This window comes from Pseudomonas sp. GNP013 (assembly GCF_054343995.1).
Genome location: NZ_JBTGUT010000001.1, coordinates 1,416,633 through 1,432,348, shown reverse-complemented (window position 1 = coordinate 1,432,348; position 15,716 = coordinate 1,416,633). Strand labels below are relative to the sequence as shown.

At 64.4% G+C, this 15,716-nt stretch carries 14 protein-coding genes; 7 read left to right on the top strand and 7 right to left on the bottom strand.

Annotated features, from left to right (window positions below):
• Nucleotides 1-133: 133 nt before the first annotated feature.
• Together ACXX81_RS06530 and ACXX81_RS06525 are read left to right on the top strand one after the other, a co-directional pair.
• On the top strand, nucleotides 134-1,330 hold the full coding sequence (locus ACXX81_RS06530; protein ID WP_209983201.1) for an amino acid aminotransferase: 1,197 nt from the start codon (nucleotides 134-136) through the stop codon (nucleotides 1,328-1,330).
• Nucleotides 1,331-1,429: 99 nt separating this feature from the next.
• Nucleotides 1,430-1,645, top strand: coding sequence for a hypothetical protein (locus ACXX81_RS06525; RefSeq protein WP_015372505.1), 216 nt, complete (start codon nucleotides 1,430-1,432; stop codon nucleotides 1,643-1,645).
• A gap of 203 nt (nucleotides 1,646-1,848) precedes the next feature.
• On the opposite strand, the gene ptrR is transcribed toward ACXX81_RS06525, so the two are convergent.
• Nucleotides 1,849-2,712: a putrescine utilization regulator PtrR gene (gene ptrR / locus ACXX81_RS06520; protein ID WP_209983203.1), complete on the bottom strand. Its 864-nt coding sequence runs from the start codon at nucleotides 2,710-2,712 to the stop codon at nucleotides 1,849-1,851.
• A 102-nt stretch (nucleotides 2,713-2,814) separates the two neighbouring features.
• On the opposite strand from ptrR, the gene ACXX81_RS06515 reads away from it, so the two are divergent.
• Nucleotides 2,815-4,206: an aldehyde dehydrogenase family protein gene (locus tag ACXX81_RS06515; RefSeq protein ID WP_458571385.1), complete on the top strand. Its 1,392-nt coding sequence runs from the start codon at nucleotides 2,815-2,817 to the stop codon at nucleotides 4,204-4,206.
• Between the two features lie 12 nt (nucleotides 4,207-4,218).
• On the opposite strand, the gene ACXX81_RS06510 is transcribed toward ACXX81_RS06515, so the two are convergent.
• Complete coding sequence (locus ACXX81_RS06510) at nucleotides 4,219-4,524, bottom strand: protealysin inhibitor emfourin (RefSeq protein WP_209983207.1); 306 nt, start codon at nucleotides 4,522-4,524, stop codon at nucleotides 4,219-4,221.
• Between the two features lie 28 nt (nucleotides 4,525-4,552).
• Nucleotides 4,553-5,614 carry a M4 family metallopeptidase gene (locus ACXX81_RS06505; protein WP_209983210.1) on the bottom strand — a complete coding sequence of 354 codons (1,062 nt, stop codon included), beginning with the start codon at nucleotides 5,612-5,614 and terminating at the stop codon, nucleotides 4,553-4,555.
• 133 nt (nucleotides 5,615-5,747) lie between these two features.
• On the opposite strand from ACXX81_RS06505, the gene ACXX81_RS06500 reads away from it, so the two are divergent.
• The 4 genes from ACXX81_RS06500 (at nucleotide 5,748) to ACXX81_RS06485 (ending at nucleotide 9,783) form a co-directional block, all read left to right on the top strand.
• Nucleotides 5,748-6,677 (top strand): DNA/RNA non-specific endonuclease, encoded by a 930-nt coding sequence (locus ACXX81_RS06500; protein WP_458571384.1) that lies wholly within the window; start codon nucleotides 5,748-5,750, stop codon nucleotides 6,675-6,677.
• Nucleotides 6,678-7,007: 330 nt separating this feature from the next.
• Complete coding sequence (locus ACXX81_RS06495; protein ID WP_458571383.1) at nucleotides 7,008-8,021, top strand: ABC transporter substrate-binding protein; 1,014 nt, start codon at nucleotides 7,008-7,010, stop codon at nucleotides 8,019-8,021.
• Nucleotides 8,018-9,022, top strand: coding sequence for a FecCD family ABC transporter permease (locus ACXX81_RS06490; RefSeq protein ID WP_057008049.1), 1,005 nt, complete (start codon nucleotides 8,018-8,020; stop codon nucleotides 9,020-9,022). The genes ACXX81_RS06495 and ACXX81_RS06490 overlap by 4 nt, the downstream gene beginning before the upstream one ends.
• Nucleotides 9,019-9,783, top strand: coding sequence for an ABC transporter ATP-binding protein (locus tag ACXX81_RS06485; protein ID WP_458571382.1), 765 nt, complete (start codon nucleotides 9,019-9,021; stop codon nucleotides 9,781-9,783). The genes ACXX81_RS06490 and ACXX81_RS06485 overlap by 4 nt, the downstream gene beginning before the upstream one ends.
• Here the strand turns inward: ACXX81_RS06485 and ACXX81_RS06480 are convergent.
• The 4 genes from ACXX81_RS06480 to tspO form a co-directional block, all read right to left on the bottom strand.
• A complete protein-coding gene (locus ACXX81_RS06480; protein ID WP_458571381.1) occupies nucleotides 9,775-13,599 on the bottom strand; it encodes a response regulator in 3,825 nt (1,274 codons plus the stop codon). The genes ACXX81_RS06485 and ACXX81_RS06480 overlap by 9 nt on opposite strands.
• 196 nt (nucleotides 13,600-13,795) lie before the next feature.
• Nucleotides 13,796-14,020 (bottom strand): hypothetical protein, encoded by a 225-nt coding sequence (locus ACXX81_RS06475; protein ID WP_209983223.1) that lies wholly within the window; start codon nucleotides 14,018-14,020, stop codon nucleotides 13,796-13,798.
• A 208-nt stretch (nucleotides 14,021-14,228) separates the two neighbouring features.
• Entirely contained in the window at nucleotides 14,229-15,155 is a 927-nt protein-coding gene (locus ACXX81_RS06470; RefSeq protein WP_458571380.1) for an alpha/beta hydrolase, read from the bottom strand.
• Nucleotides 15,155-15,595, bottom strand: coding sequence for a tryptophan-rich sensory protein TspO (gene tspO / locus ACXX81_RS06465; protein ID WP_003234380.1), 441 nt, complete (start codon nucleotides 15,593-15,595; stop codon nucleotides 15,155-15,157). Before tspO ends, ACXX81_RS06470 begins: the two co-directional genes overlap by 1 nt.
• Between the last annotated feature and the right edge of the window lie 121 nt (nucleotides 15,596-15,716).

Genomic DNA, 15,716 nt, shown 5'->3' with positions numbered 1-15,716 from the left:
GGCCGAAAAGCCGTTTCAACGGTCGCCCTCGGCCGTGCGGGCCTCTATACTAGCTCCCCGTTTGTGCACCGCTCTAGTGCCTCCGGCCGGAGCGCGACACGTCCCTCCCTTCCCCCCATAGAGCTGCCGCAAAATGAGCCTGTTCTCCGCTGTCGAAATGGCACCACGCGATCCAATCCTGGGCCTCAACGAAGCATTCAACGCCGACACACGAACCACCAAGGTCAACCTTGGCGTGGGCGTTTACTGCAACGAGGAGGGGAAGATTCCACTCTTGCGTGCCGTTGCCGAAGCGGAAGCAATACGCGTGGCGCAACACGCGGCCCGTGGCTACTTGCCGATTGACGGGATCGCTGCCTATGACAAGGCCGTGCAAACCCTGTTGTTCGGTGACGCGTCGCCCCTGCTGAGCGCCGGCCGCGTGGTCACAGTGCAGGCCGTCGGCGGTACCGGCGCGCTGAAAATCGGCGCTGACTTCCTCAAGCAGTTGCTGCCAGACGCCGTCGTCGCCATCAGCGACCCGAGCTGGGAAAACCACCGCGCGCTGTTCGAAACCGCCGGTTTCCCGGTCCACAACTATCGCTACTACGACGCAGCCACCCACGACGTCAACCGCGCCGGCCTGCTCGAAGACCTCAACGCCCTGCCGCCACAATCCATCGTGGTGCTGCACGCCTGCTGCCACAACCCGACCGGGGTCGACCTCAGCCCGGCCGACTGGCAGGACGTGCTGGACGTGGTCAAGGCTAAAAACCTCGTGCCGTTCCTCGACATGGCGTACCAGGGTTTCGGCGACGGCATCCACGAAGACGCGGCTGCGGTGCGCCTGTTCGCCGAATCGGGGCTGACCTTCTTTGTGTCCAGCTCGTTCTCCAAGTCGTTCTCCCTGTACGGCGAACGGGTGGGCGCGCTGTCGATCGTCAGCGAATCCGCGGAAGAAAGCGCGCGCATCCTGTCCCAGGTCAAGCGCGTGATCCGCACCAACTACTCCAACCCGCCGACCCACGGCGCCGCCATCGTCGCAGCCGTGCTGAACAACCCTGAGCTGCGCGCCCAGTGGGAAGCCGAGCTGGCTGAAATGCGCCTGCGCATCCGTGGCATGCGCGAGCAGATGGTCGCCGAACTGGCCAAAGCTGCACCGGGCCACGACTTCAGCTTCGTCGGCCGCCAGCGCGGGATGTTCTCCTACTCCGGCCTGAGCGTGGCGCAAGTCACGCGCCTGCGCAGCGAGTTTGGCATCTACGCGCTGGACACCGGGCGCATCTGCGTAGCGGCGTTGAACCAATCGAACATTGGCGCCGTCACAAAAGCGATCGTCCAGGTGCTGTAAGCCGGCGGTCGTGATGAAAAAGGGGAAACCGATGGTTTCCCCTTTTTCGTGTGCAGCCCCTAGACTGAACCCCGACTGCCCTTTTGCTGTGAGAGCCCTATGAGAAACGACGACCTGGACCTTGACCTGCGCGCCGACCGCGACGAACTGCACGACTTCACCCCGCGCGCGCCGCACGCCAAGCGCCAGAAGAGCCTGGTGCTGCAAGTGGCGCTCGGCGTGTTCCTCGGTGGCCTGGCGCTGTGGCTGGTGCAACTGGGCGCAACGGCGATCATGGCCAAACTGGCCATGGGCACCTTTCAATTCGGCGGCTGATCACCAGCCCAGGCGAACTGGACCCTCTGTGGCGAGCGGGCTTGTCGTGGCGAGCGGGCTTGCCCCGCGTTGGGGTGCGAAGCGCCCCCAATCAAGCAAAACGCGGTGTACCTGATACGGCTCAGCGCCTGGCTTTGGGGCTGCTGCGCAGCCCAACGCAGGACAAGCCTGCTCGCCACAGGGATGGGCTTGCCTGAAATAGCTCAGATTGCGCGTTCCTCCAGTAACCGCACGAAGCTGTTCAGGCTCTGAGACACGGTGCCGCGTCGCCAGATCAGCCAGGTGTTGAGCATGCGAAACCCGTCTGCCAGTGGCCATACGCTCACCGCCGCAAACCCCGGCATGCTTTCCAGCATGCTGCGCGGCATCAGCGCCAGGCCCGCACCGGCGCTGACGCAGGCCAGCATGCCGTGGTACGACTCCATCTCGAAGATCTTGCCCGGCACCGCGCCATCGTGTGAGAACCAGCGCTCAAAGTGGTGCCGGTAGGAACAGTTCGAACGAAACGTATAGATATTCTCGCCATTCACGTCCCGCCCCCGGCTGATCGGCGCATGGTGCAGCGGCGCGATCACCACCATTTCCTCTTCGAACACCGCCACGCCTTCAAGGGTCGCGTGCAGCACCGGCCCATCGACGAACGCCGCCGCCAGCCGGCCGGACAGCACCCCTTCGATCATCGTGCCCGACGGCCCGGTGCTCAGGTCCAGCTCGACCTTGGCGTACTTCTGGTTATAGGCCGCAAGCAACGCCGGGATACGCACCGCCGCCGTGCTTTCCAGCGAGCCCAGCGCAAACGCACCCTGGGGCTCCTCCCCCGCCACCGTCGCCCGGGCCTCCTGCACCAGATCAAGGATGCGCCGCGCGTAGCCAAGGAAATTCCAGCCGGCCGGCGACAGGCGCAGGCGGCTCTTCTCGCGGATAAACAACGCCACGCCCAGGTCCTGCTCCAGTTGCTTGATGCGGGTGGTCAGGTTCGACGGCACGCGATGAATCAACTGCGCGGCCGCGCTGATACTGCCCTGCTCGGCCACGGCCTTGAAAATTTCCAGCTGCACCAGATCCACACCATTCTCCAATCGTGAACGTATTGCTTAATATTATTCACTTTCAAGAAAACATACAGCCCCGTAGGCTGGCGTCATTCACTCATTCAGCCGGACGGTGCCATGAACGCGATTTCCTCCAACACTCACGCCCTGTCGATCAATCCCGCCAATGGCGAAACCATCGGCAGCTACCCGTACGAAACCCAGGCGCAACTGGATGCCGCGCTCGACCGTGCTACTGCCGCCTTCCGCACCTGGCGCCGCCAGCCTGTGAGCCAGCGCGCCGAATTGCTGCTGGCCCTGGCCCGCGCCCTGCGTGAGCAAGCCGAAACCATGGCGCAGATGATCACCCGGGAAATGGGCAAACCCATCGCCCAGGCCCGCGCCGAAATCGAAAAATGTGCGCTGATGACCGAGTGGTACGCCGCCCACGGCCCGGCCATGCTCGCCGCGGAACCGACCCTGGTCGACAACGGCAGCGCGCGCATCGAGTACCGCCCGCTGGGCCCTATCCTTGCGGTGATGCCGTGGAACTTCCCGGTGTGGCAAGTGCTGCGCGGCGCCGTGCCGAGCCTGCTGGCCGGCAATACCTACGTGCTCAAACACGCACCGAACGTCACGGGCAGCGCCTACCTGATCCAGCAGGCGTTGCGCACAGCCGGCTTCGCCGAGGGCTTGTTCGAAGTGATTAACGTAACCCAGGACGGCGTGTCCAAGGCCATTGCCGACCCGCGCATCGCTGCTGTCACCCTCACCGGCAGCGTGCGCGCCGGCATGGCCATCGGCTCCCAGGCCGGTGCTGCGCTGAAAAAATGCGTGCTGGAACTGGGCGGCTCCGACCCTTTCATCGTGCTCAACGACGCCGACCTCGACGCCGCCGTGCAAGCCGCCCTCATCGGCCGCTTCCAGAACAGCGGCCAGGTTTGCGCCGCCGCCAAGCGCCTGATCATCGAAGAGGGCGTGGTTCAGGCCTTCACCGAAAAATTCCTCGACGCCAGCCGTGCACTGGTGATGGGCGACCCGACATCCGCCACCACCTACATCGGCCCCATGGCACGCTTCGACCTGCGCGACGAGCTGCACGGCCAGGTCCAGGCCACGCTCGCACAAGGTGCAACCCTGCTGCTGGGCGGCCATAAAATCGACGGCGCCGGCAACTACTACGCGCCGACCGTCCTGGCCGACGTCACCGACCAGATGACCTCATTCAAACAGGAACTGTTCGGCCCGGTGGCCTCGATCATCACAGCCCGCGACGCCGAGCATGCCGTGGCGCTGGCCAACGACAGCGAGTTCGGCCTCACAGCCAGCATCTTCACCCGCGACGCGGTCAAGGCACAGGCGATCACCGACGAGCTGGAAACCGGCGGCGTGTTCGTCAACGCGTTCAGCGTCTCCGACCCCCGCGTAGCGTTTGGCGGGGTGAAGAAAAGCGGGTTCGGCCGCGAGCTGTCGCACTTTGGCGTGCGCGAGTTCTGCAACGCACAGACCGTGTGGCTGGATCGCAAGTAACCGCACATCACCTCAAGATCGGCTGTGGCGCCTCACACACTGCACCAGCCCATCCAGCGCCTGGGACTTGACCGGCGCGAGCACGCACACCGTGTGCTCGCGCTCGCCCTCCGTGACGGTCAGGGTGTAATGCACCTGGCCCGGCTTGCCGGGCTCCGGCGCATTGCTTTGCGGCAACTTGAAGAAGTCCGACGCCTGGATCAGTTGGCGCAGCTCCTGCTGATCCGGCTCGGGCAGCGCATCCAGCTCGACGCTGCGAGGTTTGGCCAGGCCCGGAAAAAATGCCGGGCCGCCGTTTTCCTTGATCGAAATTCGCATGGCTGTTCCTCACCGCCCAGGCGGTTTGTCAGACGTTGATACCCACCGCTTTCCAGCCTGCCTTGACGGCCTTCTGCTCGTCCTTGTTGGCGCCGTACAGGCGACCGGCCACATCATAGGTGATGCGCGCAAAACGCAGAAACCCCGAGTTCGGCCGCAGCCGTGCGTCGCGCAAGGCGTCGTACCAGATGCGACCGGCACGCTCCCAGGCAAACCCGCCGATCTTCGTCGCGACCTGATAGAACGCATGGTTGGGAATACCGGAATTGATGTGCACGCCGCCGTTGTCATCATAGGTATGCACAAAGTCATCCATATGCCCGGGCTGCGGGTCCTTGCCCAACAGGGCGTCATCAAACGCGGTGCCCGGCGCTTTCATCGAGCGCAGCGCCGTGCCCTTGATCTTTTTGGTGAACAGCCCCTTGCCGATCAACCAGTCGGCGTCCTCGGCCTTCTGCTTCAACGCGTACTGCTTGATCAGCGAGCCGAACACGTCCGACAGCGACTCGTTCAACGCACCGGACTGGTTGAAGTACATCAGCTTGGCTTCGTCCTCGGTGACGCCGTGGGCCAACTCATGGCCGATCACGTCGAGCGCAATGGTGAAGCGGTTGAACAACTGCTGATCGCCATCGCCGAACACCATCTGGGTCGAGTTCCAGAATGCATTGTTATAGGCCTGGCCAAAGTGAACCGTGGCGTCCAGCGCCATGCCGGAATCGTCGATGGAGTTGCGGTCGAACACCTCGTCGAAAAAATCGAAGGTCGCGCCCAGGCCGTCGTAGGCCTCGTCCACTGCCGCATCGCCGCTGGCGGGCTGCCCTTCACTGCGGATCAGCTTGCCCGGCAGGGTGTCGGTGCCATCGGCGCTGTAGATGGAACGGCGTTTTTCTGCGGCCATGGCCAGGGCCATGTGCGCGGTGCCCTTGGCGGGCACGGCAAGCATGCGCAGCGAGCGGAACGTGCTGTCCTTGGCGCGCGTGCGCAGTGCGATTTCGCGTTGGGCTTTATCGCCGTGGCGCGCGATCTGATCGAGCATGTACGGCGGGATCAGGCAGAAGATCGGGTTGCGGGGATGGCGAATACACATAAGCTGGCTCCCTTTTGACGTGTGATGAACTCCGAATAACCGTTTCAGGATAGTCCCGCCGACGGAAACTGGCCTAAATTGTCATGAACCTGTGTTGCAGTAATGTTTATTCCAGGCCCGCAAGGAGCAGTCCATGCCACCCCGCACCCGCAAAATCGACCTGTCACACCGTCCCCGCCTTGGCGATCTGCGCCCGCTGGTCACGGCCAGCCCTTCCCTGCTGCAGGCGCGGGCGGCAACACCGCGCATCACTGCCGCCAAGGACCTGAAAAACCGCACCGGCTATGCCGAGGACTTTCTTGGCGGCTTCGAAGTGCCCTGGCCCACGGTTGACCAGGCCCTGGCCGATGATCTGCAGCCAAAGCGCCTGGACTACACGCATTTTTCCATCACGATGTCGCGCTCCAGGCGCCTGGCCTTCTACGTCGGCGTCAATATCGACGGCGCGCAACACGTGGACATCGTGCGCAGCAACGACACCTGGGCCTACGACGGCCGCTTGCCCGTCGACGCCCAGGTCGGTGAGGAGCTCTACGCCGGCAATGGCCTGGACCGTGGCCACCTGGTGCGACGCCAGGATCCCAACTGGGGCGCCGAGGCCGCCACCGCCAACGTCGACACCTTCCATTTCACCAACTGCTCGCCGCAGATGAGCGGCTTCAACCAGAAGACCTGGCTGGAACTCGAAGACTATATCCTCGACAACACCCAGCGCTGGAAAGCCCGGGCCACGGTGTTTACCGGCCCGGTGTTCGGCGAAGACGACCGCCTTTACCGGGGCATCCGGATTCCCAAGGCCTTCTGGAAAGTCGTCGCCTACCTCAGCGACGATGGCAAGCCCTCAGCCAGCGCGTACATGATCGACCAGAGCCGCGAACTGGGCCAGCTCGACCTGGTGTTCGGCCAGTTGCGGACCTACCAGCGCAGCGTGCTTCAGATAGAACAGCTGACCGGCGTTCGCTTCGGCAACCTGGCCGATTACGACGGCTTCAGCAACGAAGAGCGCGCCACAGGCACGCGCATTGAAGCGCTGATTCGCGGCCCGGAAGATATTCGTTTGTGATGCACCGCCGATAGCGCACCTGCCCTGTGGCCAGCAGGCTTGCCCCGTGGCGAGCAGGCTTGCCCTGCGTTGGGCTGCGCAGCAGCCCCAAAACCAGGCGCTGAGCCGTATCAGGTACACCGCGTTTTGCTTGATTGGGGGCGCTTCGCACCCCAACGCAGGGCAAGCCTGCTCGCCACAGGGCAAGCCTGCTGGCCACAATGGAAGCGGTCTGCTGTTGAGAGCAGCCCCGCATCTTCCCGCCCACCCCGCCATGCACTACCATACCGCGCCGTTTCCCGGACGGGACTCATTGGGGTTTCGCCAACGGTTCAAACGGAGATTGCCCCCATGCTGCCACGCGTTACCGCCTTGATGATCGGCCTCGGGCTGTCCGTTGCAGAGGCCCACGCCGCGCCGACCCACTACCCGCTGACCCTGGAAAACTGCGGCAGCCACATCAGCTTCGCCCAGGCCCCCGCACGCAGCGTGACCATCGGCCAGGCCGCCACCGAAATGCTTTATGCCCTGGGCGTCGGTGACAAAGTAGTCGGCACCTCGCTGTGGTTCAACAACGTGCTGGCGCAGTACAAAACCCTCAACGATGGCATCGAGCGCCTGGCCAACAACGAGCCGAGCTTCGAATCCGTCATCGCCAAGCGCCCGCAGCTGGTGGCCGCCGAGCTGGAATGGGTGGTCGGCGCACAAGGCGTGGTAGGCACCCGCGAGCAGTTTCATGAACTGAACATCCCCACCTACCTGCTGCCGTCGGACTGCGAAGGCAAGGACAACCTGGTGGGCGCCGACGGCACGCGGCTGGAGCCGTTTCGCATCGACACGATCTACAAGAGCATCAGTCAGTTGGCCGAGATCTTCGACGTGCAGGCGCGCGGTCAACAGCTCAACGACGAACTCAAGGCACGCCTGGACAAATCCGTCGCCACCGCGCAAGGCAAGGGCTTGAAGCAGGCCAGCGCGCTGGTGTGGTTCTCCAGCGCCGAGATGGCCAGCGATCCCTACGTGGCCGGCCACAAGGGCATCCCCGAATTCATGCTGCACACCCTGGGCCTGTCCAACGTGGTGCAGTCCGATGAAGAGTGGCCCGCCGTCGGCTGGGAAACCATCGCCAAGGCCAACCCGACCTTTCTGGTGATCGCACGCATGGACCGGCGCCGCTACCCCGCCGACGACCATCAACAGAAACTTGCCTTCCTGCGCAGCGACCCGGTGACCCGCAACATGGACGCCGTCAAACACAACCGTATCATCGTCCTCGACGCCCTGGCGCTGCAGGCCAGCATTCGCATGTTCGACGGCCTGGAACAACTGGCCGGCGCCATCGACGGCTACGACCTGCCCCAATGATGCGCACCCTGCTCGCCCTCACGTTGCTGCTGATCGCCCTGCTCGCCGGGGTGGCCATCGGCGAAACCGCCATCGCACCGCAGGTGGTGCTCAAGGTGTTGGCCAATAAACTGTGGGCGGCCGGCTACGTGCTCGACCCCATCGACGAGGGCGTGGTGTGGAACTACCGCCTCACCCGCGCGCTGGTGGCCGCCGCCTGCGGGGCCGGGCTGGCGACCTGCGGGGTGATCCTGCAGTCGTTGCTGCGCAACCCGTTGGCCGACCCGTACCTGCTAGGCATCAGCGCCGGCGCCTCCACCGGCGCGGTGCTGGTCGCCCTGATCGGCGTGGGCGGCGGGCTGATTTCACTGTCGGCGGGGGCATTCGTCGGCGCCATGGCCGCCTTCGCGCTGGTGACCCTGCTCGCGCGGGCCAGTGGCTCGGCGCGCGGCACTGGGCAGATCATCCTCGCGGGCATCGCCGGTTCCCAGCTGTTCAATGCGCTCACCGCGTTCCTGATCACTAAATCGGCCAGCTCCGAACAGGCGCGCGGCATCATGTTCTGGCTGCTCGGCAACCTCAGTGGCGTGCGCTGGCCATCGGTGTGGCTGGCCGTGCCGGTGGCGGTCGCCGGCCTGATCGTGTGCCTGTGGCACCGCCGCGCGCTGGATGCGTTTACCTTCGGCAGCGACTCGGCGGCCTCCCTCGGCATTCCGGTGCGCCGCGTGCAATGCGTGCTGGTGGGCTGCGCCGCGCTGGTGACGGCGGTGATGGTATCGATTGTCGGCGCCATCGGCTTTGTCGGCCTGGTGATTCCCCACGCCGTGCGCCTGCTGCTCGGCACCGCGCATTCGCGGCTGCTGCCGGCCAGCGCTCTGGGCGGCGCGCTGTTTCTGATCGCGGCGGACGTGCTCTCGCGCAGCCTGATCAAGGGCCAGGTGATTCCGGTCGGAGTAGTCACCGCACTGGTCGGCGCACCGGTGTTCGCGTTGATCCTGATCGGCCGGAGAAACGCGCGATGAGCGTATTGAGTTGCAGCGGCCTGGGCTTCAGGGTGCGCGATGCGCAGTTGCTGCACGATATTCACCTGGAGGTGCAGGCGGGGGAAACCCTGGGCATCGTCGGGCCGAACGGCTCCGGCAAATCCACCCTGCTCAAGCTGCTGGCCGGCCTGCGCACGCCCGCCAGCGGCGACGTGCGCCTGGGCGGCAAGCGTCTGGGCAGCTTGTCGCGCCGCGTCATTGCGCAACAACTGGCGGTGGTGGAACAACAGGCCGACACCGACGACGCCATCGGCGTGTTCGACGCCGTGGCCCTGGGCCGCACGCCCTGGCTGTCGGCGCTGAGCCCCTGGTCCCACGAGGACGAGGCCATCGTGCACCAGGCCCTGCACGACGTGGACGCCACCCACCTCAGCCAGCGTGCCTGGCGCAGCCTCTCCGGCGGCGAGCGCCAGCGCGTGCATATCGCCCGTGCGCTGGCGCAACGGCCACAGATTCTGCTGCTGGATGAGCCGACCAATCACCTCGACATCCAGCACCAACTGACGATCCTCAAAGGCGTGCAGGCGTTACCGGTGACCACCCTGATTGCCTTGCACGACCTCAACCAGGCGCTGACCTGCGACCGCCTCGCCGTGCTGGATCGCGGACGGCTGGTAGCGCTGGGCAAACCGCTGGAGGTGCTCATGCCACAGCGGTTGCAGGACACCTTCGGCGTGCAGGGCCATTACCTGACCGACCCGTTCGACGGCGCGCAGATCCTGCGCCTGCGCTCAAGCTGAACCCTGCTTGACACAGGCCTTGCGCAAAATCTGCAGCAATTGGTGAATGGAATACGGCTTGTGCAGCAAGTCGAAGCCGTGGGTGCCTTGCTGCGCCAGCACATGGCTGTAGCCACTGGTAAGCACAATCGGCAACGCCGGCCACAACTGCTGGATCTCCTTGGCCAGTTCCAGGCCATTCATGCCCGGCATCATCACGTCCGAAAACACCACGTCGAAATCCTCGGCGGCGTCGGTCAGACACTTGAGTGCCTGCTCGGCATTCACCGCCCAGGTCGCCTGATAGCCCAGCTCCTCCAGCGCCTGGGTGGCGAAGGTGCCGACTTCGATATTGTCTTCCACCACCAGCACGCGGCCGCCCTGCCCGTCGGTGAGGAGCGCCGGCTCCAGCGGCACATCGGGCTCCAGTGGTTGCGCGGTGACCCGGGGCAGATACAGGGTAAAGGTCGAGCCCTGACCGAGTTCAGTACTCACCCGCACTTCGCCGCCCGATTGCTTGGCAAAGCCGAACACCTGGCTGAGGCCAAGCCCGGTGCCCTGCCCCACATTCTTGGTGGTGAAGAACGGCTCGAAAATCCGCTCCAGATGCTCCGGCCGAATGCCGCTGCCGGTGTCGCGCATGGCGATTGCAACAAAGTCGCCTTGCACCTGCGGCTGGCCGCGCAGCGCAGGGAGGGTGTCGACTGCCGCCACGGCGATGGTCAAACGGCCAACGCCCTTCATCGCATCCCGCGCGTTGACCGCCACATTCACCAGCGCCGAGTCGAACTGGCTGGAGTCGGCGTACACACAACAGTCCTGGGGCGCCAGGTCGGTGCTGATCTGGATATGGGCGCCGCACAAAGATTCCATCATTTCCACCAGCGAGGTCACGCTCTGGCTGACGTCGAAGGTCTGCGGCTTCAACGCCTGTCGGCGTGCGAAGGCGAGCAGTTGCCCGGTAAGACGCGCCGCGCGATTGACCGTGTCGGAGATGGCCGCCAGGTAACGGCTGCGCCGCACCTCGGGCAATTCCGGGCGTTCCAGCAGGTCAAGGGACGAGCGAATCACCGTCAACAGGTTGTTGAAGTCGTGGGCCACGCCGCCGGTGAGCTGGCCCAGCGCCTCGAGCTTCTGCGCCTGGCGCAGTTGTTCTTCAGCCTTGCTGCGCTCTTCCATGGCCTCGGTGATGCGCTGCTCCAGGGTTTCGTTGAGCGCCTGCATGCCCAGCTCGACGCGTTTTTGATCGGTGATGTCCTGCACCAGGCCGAACAGTTTCAGGGTGCGGCCCTGAGCATCGAGCTGCGGCGTGCTGCGCGCGAGGATCCAGCGCACCTGCTGGTCCTCGGCGCGGCGGATACGGCACTGGAAATCCCAGCCGGTGCCCTGCTCGGCCGCCCGCTTGAACGACGCCTCCACATCGGGCCGGTCCTCGGGCAACACGTGAGACATGAAGGTGTCGATGCCCCAGTGCTCGACCCGCGCGCTGTGGCCGAAAATCTGGTCATGCCGGGCAGCGCGCACCGAGCTGTCGGCACCAATGTCCAGCTCCCATTCACCGATCTGCCCAGCGTCGATGGCCAGGCGCAGCCGCGCTTCACTTTCGCGCAACGCGGCCTCGCGCCGATTGCGCGCACGGGCCAACTGCGAGGTGACGCGCGCGATCAGGTCGCGCGCTGAAAACGGTTTGATCAGGTAGTCATCGGCGCCCGCCGCCAGGCCTTCGGCGCGAGCCTCTTCGCCGGCGCGGGCCGACAGCAGAATCACCGGGGTCGCCTGCAGGCGCGCGTCCTCACGCACCGCGCGCAACAGGCCAAAGCCATCGAGCACCGGCATCATCACGTCGGTAAGAATCAACTGCGGCAAGCGCTCGCGCGCAACCTCCAGTGCCGCCTGGCCATCGGTCGCCGTCTCCACGCGCAGGCCTTCGGCTTGCAGCAGGCGGGCGACATAGGCGCGCATGTCGGCGTTGTCATCGGCCAGCAGCACGCATTCTTCAAACGGTTCGGCGTCAGGCTCATCCTGCACCTGCGGCGCCGGCGCGTCGGGCAACCAGCCCATAGCTTCCTCGACAAAGGCGCTGACGTTGGTAGTGGAACCGTGCAGCAGCGCCGGGCTGTGCAGCGGTTTGGGCACATGGCGGCGGCCCAGCGGCAAGGTGATGGTGAAGGTGCTGCCCACTCCGACTTCACTGTTCACCGAAAGCCTGCCGCCCTGCAGGCGCACCAGCTCATCCACCAGCGCCAGGCCAATACCCGAACCTTCGAACGAGCGGCCGGCGGGGTTGTCGATCCGGTGGAAACGCTCGAACAGGCGCGGCAGTTCATCGGCCGCAATGCCGGTGCCGGTGTCAGTGACACAAACCTGGGCACTCGCGCCATCGGCGCCGGGTTCGACGCTGACCCGAATCTGCCCGGCCAGGGTGAACTTGAAGGCGTTGGAAATCAGGTTCAGCACCACCTTTTCCCACATGTCCCGGTCGACGTAGGCCGTGTCTGGCAATGGCGTGGTATCGATGATCAGCGCCAGACCCGCACGCTCGCAGGCCGAGCGAAAATTGGAGGCGAGGTCGGCGGTCAATTCGGGCAGGTCCACCGGTTCGTAGGATGCCTGGGCGCGACCGGCCTCGATGCGCGAAAACTCCAGTAGCGAATTGACCAGCTTGAGCAGGCGCTGGCCGTTGCGATAGGCCAGAGTCACGCGCTCGCGCTCATCGGCAGGCAACGCGTCGCCCAGGGCCAGCGATTGCTCCAGCGGCCCGAGCATCAGGGTCAGCGGCGTGCGGAATTCATGACTGATATTGGTAAAGAAGGTGGTCTTGGCCTGGTCGATGGCAGCCAGGGCATCGGCGCGCTGACGTTCGTAGGCCCGCGCCCGCACGGTGGCCAGCGCCGCCGAGAGCGCGGCGCCCAACAGCTCGAAAAAGCCGCGGTAAATATCATTCATCGGCAGGCGCGGCGAGGCACCGGCCACCAGCAACAGCGGCGTCTGCGTATCGTCGGGCACCACCAGCGGCAACACGAAAGCCGTGAGCGGCGATTCCGGGTACGGCCCGCAGTCAATGCCGGCGAACAATGCCTCAATGTCGTCCATCTGCAGCGTGCGCTTTTGCGCGCACGCCGCGCCCAGCGGCCATGGCGCGGTGTCATCCAGGCTGATCCAGGCCGGGGATGCGGCGGTATCTGCGCCAATGCCGACGTGCTGCACCAGGCGGTAGCCGTCGGCTTCCCGCGCGTAAAACAGCAGGAAGGGAATATCGAAGTTGAACGTCGCCAGTGTCTCGACCGTCAGCGCGATCAGCTGAGGCAAATCCTCGGCAACCGCCAGCCGGCCAGTCAGGTCACGCAGCGCACGGGTGCGGCGCTCGGCCAGGATGGTCACGGTGGTTTCGGTCACCGGGTGAAACAGCCCGCCGATACCGCCGGTTTCATCGCGGATGGGCGAGGTGGAAAAGGTGAAGAAGGTCTCTTCCAGGTAACCGTTGCGCGTGAGGAACATGCGCTGGTTTTCGAGAAAACTGGTTTCCCCTGCCAGCGCCCGCGTGAACGGCTCGCCGATGGCCGGCCAGGCGCTGGCCCAGGTCACGTGGTAACCCTCGCCCAGCGCGCGCGGGTGCGACTCGCCACACAACACCTTGTAGCCGTCGTTGTAGATCTGCGTGTTCTCCGGACCCCAGATGATATTGATCGGGAAGTTCGACGCCAGGCACAGGCTGACGGTGGTGCGCAGGCTCTGCGGCCAGTGCTCGATCGGACCCAGCGGCGTTGCCGACCAATCCCTGGACTGGATCAGGGAGGCCAGCTCGCCGCCCCCCGACAAGAAGGAATGCGTAATCACGGGATTGAACCACCAGCAGATTTAAGGGCGCGTAGTAGTCAGTCTGACCGCCGCCGACAGAAATCCTCCCATGGCCAGGTCAAGCATTTATTGGCCGCTGCACGTGCGTGGTTTGCCACAGCGGATCGTCTTCGATATCAACGACTGCAAAGCCCTGGCGCAGCCAGAAATCACTCACCGGCTTGGATGCGCGGACTCATGCCACCTGGATCCGGGTGATGCCGACGATGGCGGCTTGCGCGAGGATCTGTTCAGGCGTGGCATCGGCGGGCGGCAGGATCAGGCTGTTCTCGGCGTCGCCCAGGTGCAGGGCCAGCAGGTGCAGGGCAGCGTCGTGATCGGGGAGTTCGGGTTGGTTGAGTTCGAAGGTGTGGGTGCGGGACTGGTTGTTGAAGAGGTAGGTGACGGTGTATTCGCGCATCGCAGTGTCCTTTGGCGGGTGGAGGGCGGTATGAATGTGGGAGGGGGCTTGCTCCCGATGGCTGAATGTCAGTCAGTTTATTTGCAGCTGCCCCACTGCCATCGGGAGCAAGCCCCCTCCCACCGTTTGATCTCCATTTATCTGATAGATATCACACTGGTTTTGATCTATTTGCTTTGCTCTGGCTTTTGATTCTTGGGCGCTCCTTTCAACCACGCTCGTCGTGAATGCAGGTGGTAATCCACCGCCGGCTATAAACCAACACACCCTCCGCCATCGCCACCGGAAAATGGATAAACCCATGGGCAGATTCCGGCAGAAGATGGGTCTCAGCCCCCGGCCAACGTTCAGCCATCTGCAGCGTGTCATCCTTCAGCGGATCCAGTTCCCCGACGAACATCAACACCGGCGGCATCCCGTCGAAGTCACCATACAGCGGCGACAATGGCGCCTGCCGGCGTTCTTCATCATTCAATCCCGGCGTCAGCAGGCGCAGCGCGTCGACCATTCCCGGGCCGTCCAGCAGCAAGGTGTCCGGCCCGGCGGTGCGCACGCTCGGCGTGCCGGTCAAATCGTAAACCCCGTAATACAACACCGCCGCGCTTACACGCTTGAGCAGATCAGGCCATTGCTTGAGCGTCAGCAAGGTCGCGGCCGCCAAATGCCCACCGGCCGACTCACCGACGACAAACACCGGCAAGCCTGCAAACTCATCGGCCGTCAGCAGCCACCGCGCGGCGGCGAGGCAGTCGTCCATCAGCCCCTCAACCGGCGTGTCGACCGCCAGCCGATAATCCACCGACACCACCGTCACATCGCACGCCCGCACCATGCCCAGGTTCAGCGCGTCGTCCATCTGCGCATTGCCGATCACCCAGCCGCCACCGTGGATATCCAGCACCACTCCCTTGGGCGTGCCGGATGGCCGCAAAATGCGCACCGGCACGCCATTCACAACCCTGCTCTCAGCCGGCGTTGCGCGCTTGATCTTCTGACTGACGCGCAACAGCGCCTGAATCAGACGCGGGGTGACGCGGTTGCGGATCTTGAAGCGCGGCATCCACGCGAGCTTTTGGTTGAAGCGGCGCATCTGGGCGAGTTCGGCCTCGGAGGCGGGCCAGTGTTTATGGGCCATTAACGGTTATTCCGCAAAATCGAAAAATTCAACGCCGCCGCCACACACAGCCACGCCAGGTAAGGGAACAGCATCAAGCCGGTGATCAAGTCCAGGCGTACCGCGAACACCACCATCGCCGCCACGGTGAGCCACAGCAACACAATAATCACCATGCCCGCAAACAACCGATGGGCGCCGAAAAACACCGGCGTCCACAGCGTATTCAACGCAATCTGCGCCGCCCACAGCGCCAGCACCAGCTCACTGCCCGGGATCAGGCTGAGGCGATAACCGGCCCAGGCGAGCAATAGATAGATAATCGTCCAGGCGACCGGGAACAGCCAATTGGGAGGGGTAAAACTGGGTTTGACGAGGGATTCGTACCAGGCACCCGGCTTGAAAATCACACCGGTACTGGCCGCAGCGGCGCAGGCGAGCAGGAAGATAAAAAAGGTCATGGACGATCCTTGATCTGGAAGGGTTCCCACCTTGGACGGGCAGTACGGGGTTAAAAGTTCATCGCCGAGACAAGGATCATTCCTACACGTCGTGCGGGAATGAAGCGCGAAAACACATCGC

What these genes read in the sequence shown, in the direction of transcription:
- ACXX81_RS06525 (WP_015372505.1), top strand. Translation starts at nt 1,430, where the DNA reads ATGAGAAACGACGACCTGGACCTTGACCTGCGCGCCGACCGCGACGAA.
- tspO (WP_003234380.1), bottom strand. Translation starts at nt 15,595, where the DNA reads ATGACCTTTTTTATCTTCCTGCTCGCCTGCGCCGCTGCGGCCAGTACC.
- ACXX81_RS06485 (WP_458571382.1), top strand. Translation starts at nt 9,019, where the DNA reads ATGAGCGTATTGAGTTGCAGCGGCCTGGGCTTCAGGGTGCGCGATGCG.
- ACXX81_RS06475 (WP_209983223.1), bottom strand. Translation starts at nt 14,020, where the DNA reads ATGCGCGAATACACCGTCACCTACCTCTTCAACAACCAGTCCCGCACC.
- ACXX81_RS06510 (WP_209983207.1), bottom strand. Translation starts at nt 4,524, where the DNA reads ATGCGAATTTCGATCAAGGAAAACGGCGGCCCGGCATTTTTTCCGGGC.
- ACXX81_RS06500 (WP_458571384.1), top strand. Translation starts at nt 5,748, where the DNA reads ATGCCACCCCGCACCCGCAAAATCGACCTGTCACACCGTCCCCGCCTT.
- ACXX81_RS06495 (WP_458571383.1), top strand. Translation starts at nt 7,008, where the DNA reads ATGCTGCCACGCGTTACCGCCTTGATGATCGGCCTCGGGCTGTCCGTT.
- ACXX81_RS06470 (WP_458571380.1), bottom strand. Translation starts at nt 15,155, where the DNA reads ATGGCCCATAAACACTGGCCCGCCTCCGAGGCCGAACTCGCCCAGATG.
- ACXX81_RS06490 (WP_057008049.1), top strand. Translation starts at nt 8,018, where the DNA reads ATGATGCGCACCCTGCTCGCCCTCACGTTGCTGCTGATCGCCCTGCTC.
- ACXX81_RS06530 (WP_209983201.1), top strand. Translation starts at nt 134, where the DNA reads ATGAGCCTGTTCTCCGCTGTCGAAATGGCACCACGCGATCCAATCCTG.
- ACXX81_RS06505 (WP_209983210.1), bottom strand. Translation starts at nt 5,614, where the DNA reads ATGTGTATTCGCCATCCCCGCAACCCGATCTTCTGCCTGATCCCGCCG.
- ACXX81_RS06515 (WP_458571385.1), top strand. Translation starts at nt 2,815, where the DNA reads ATGAACGCGATTTCCTCCAACACTCACGCCCTGTCGATCAATCCCGCC.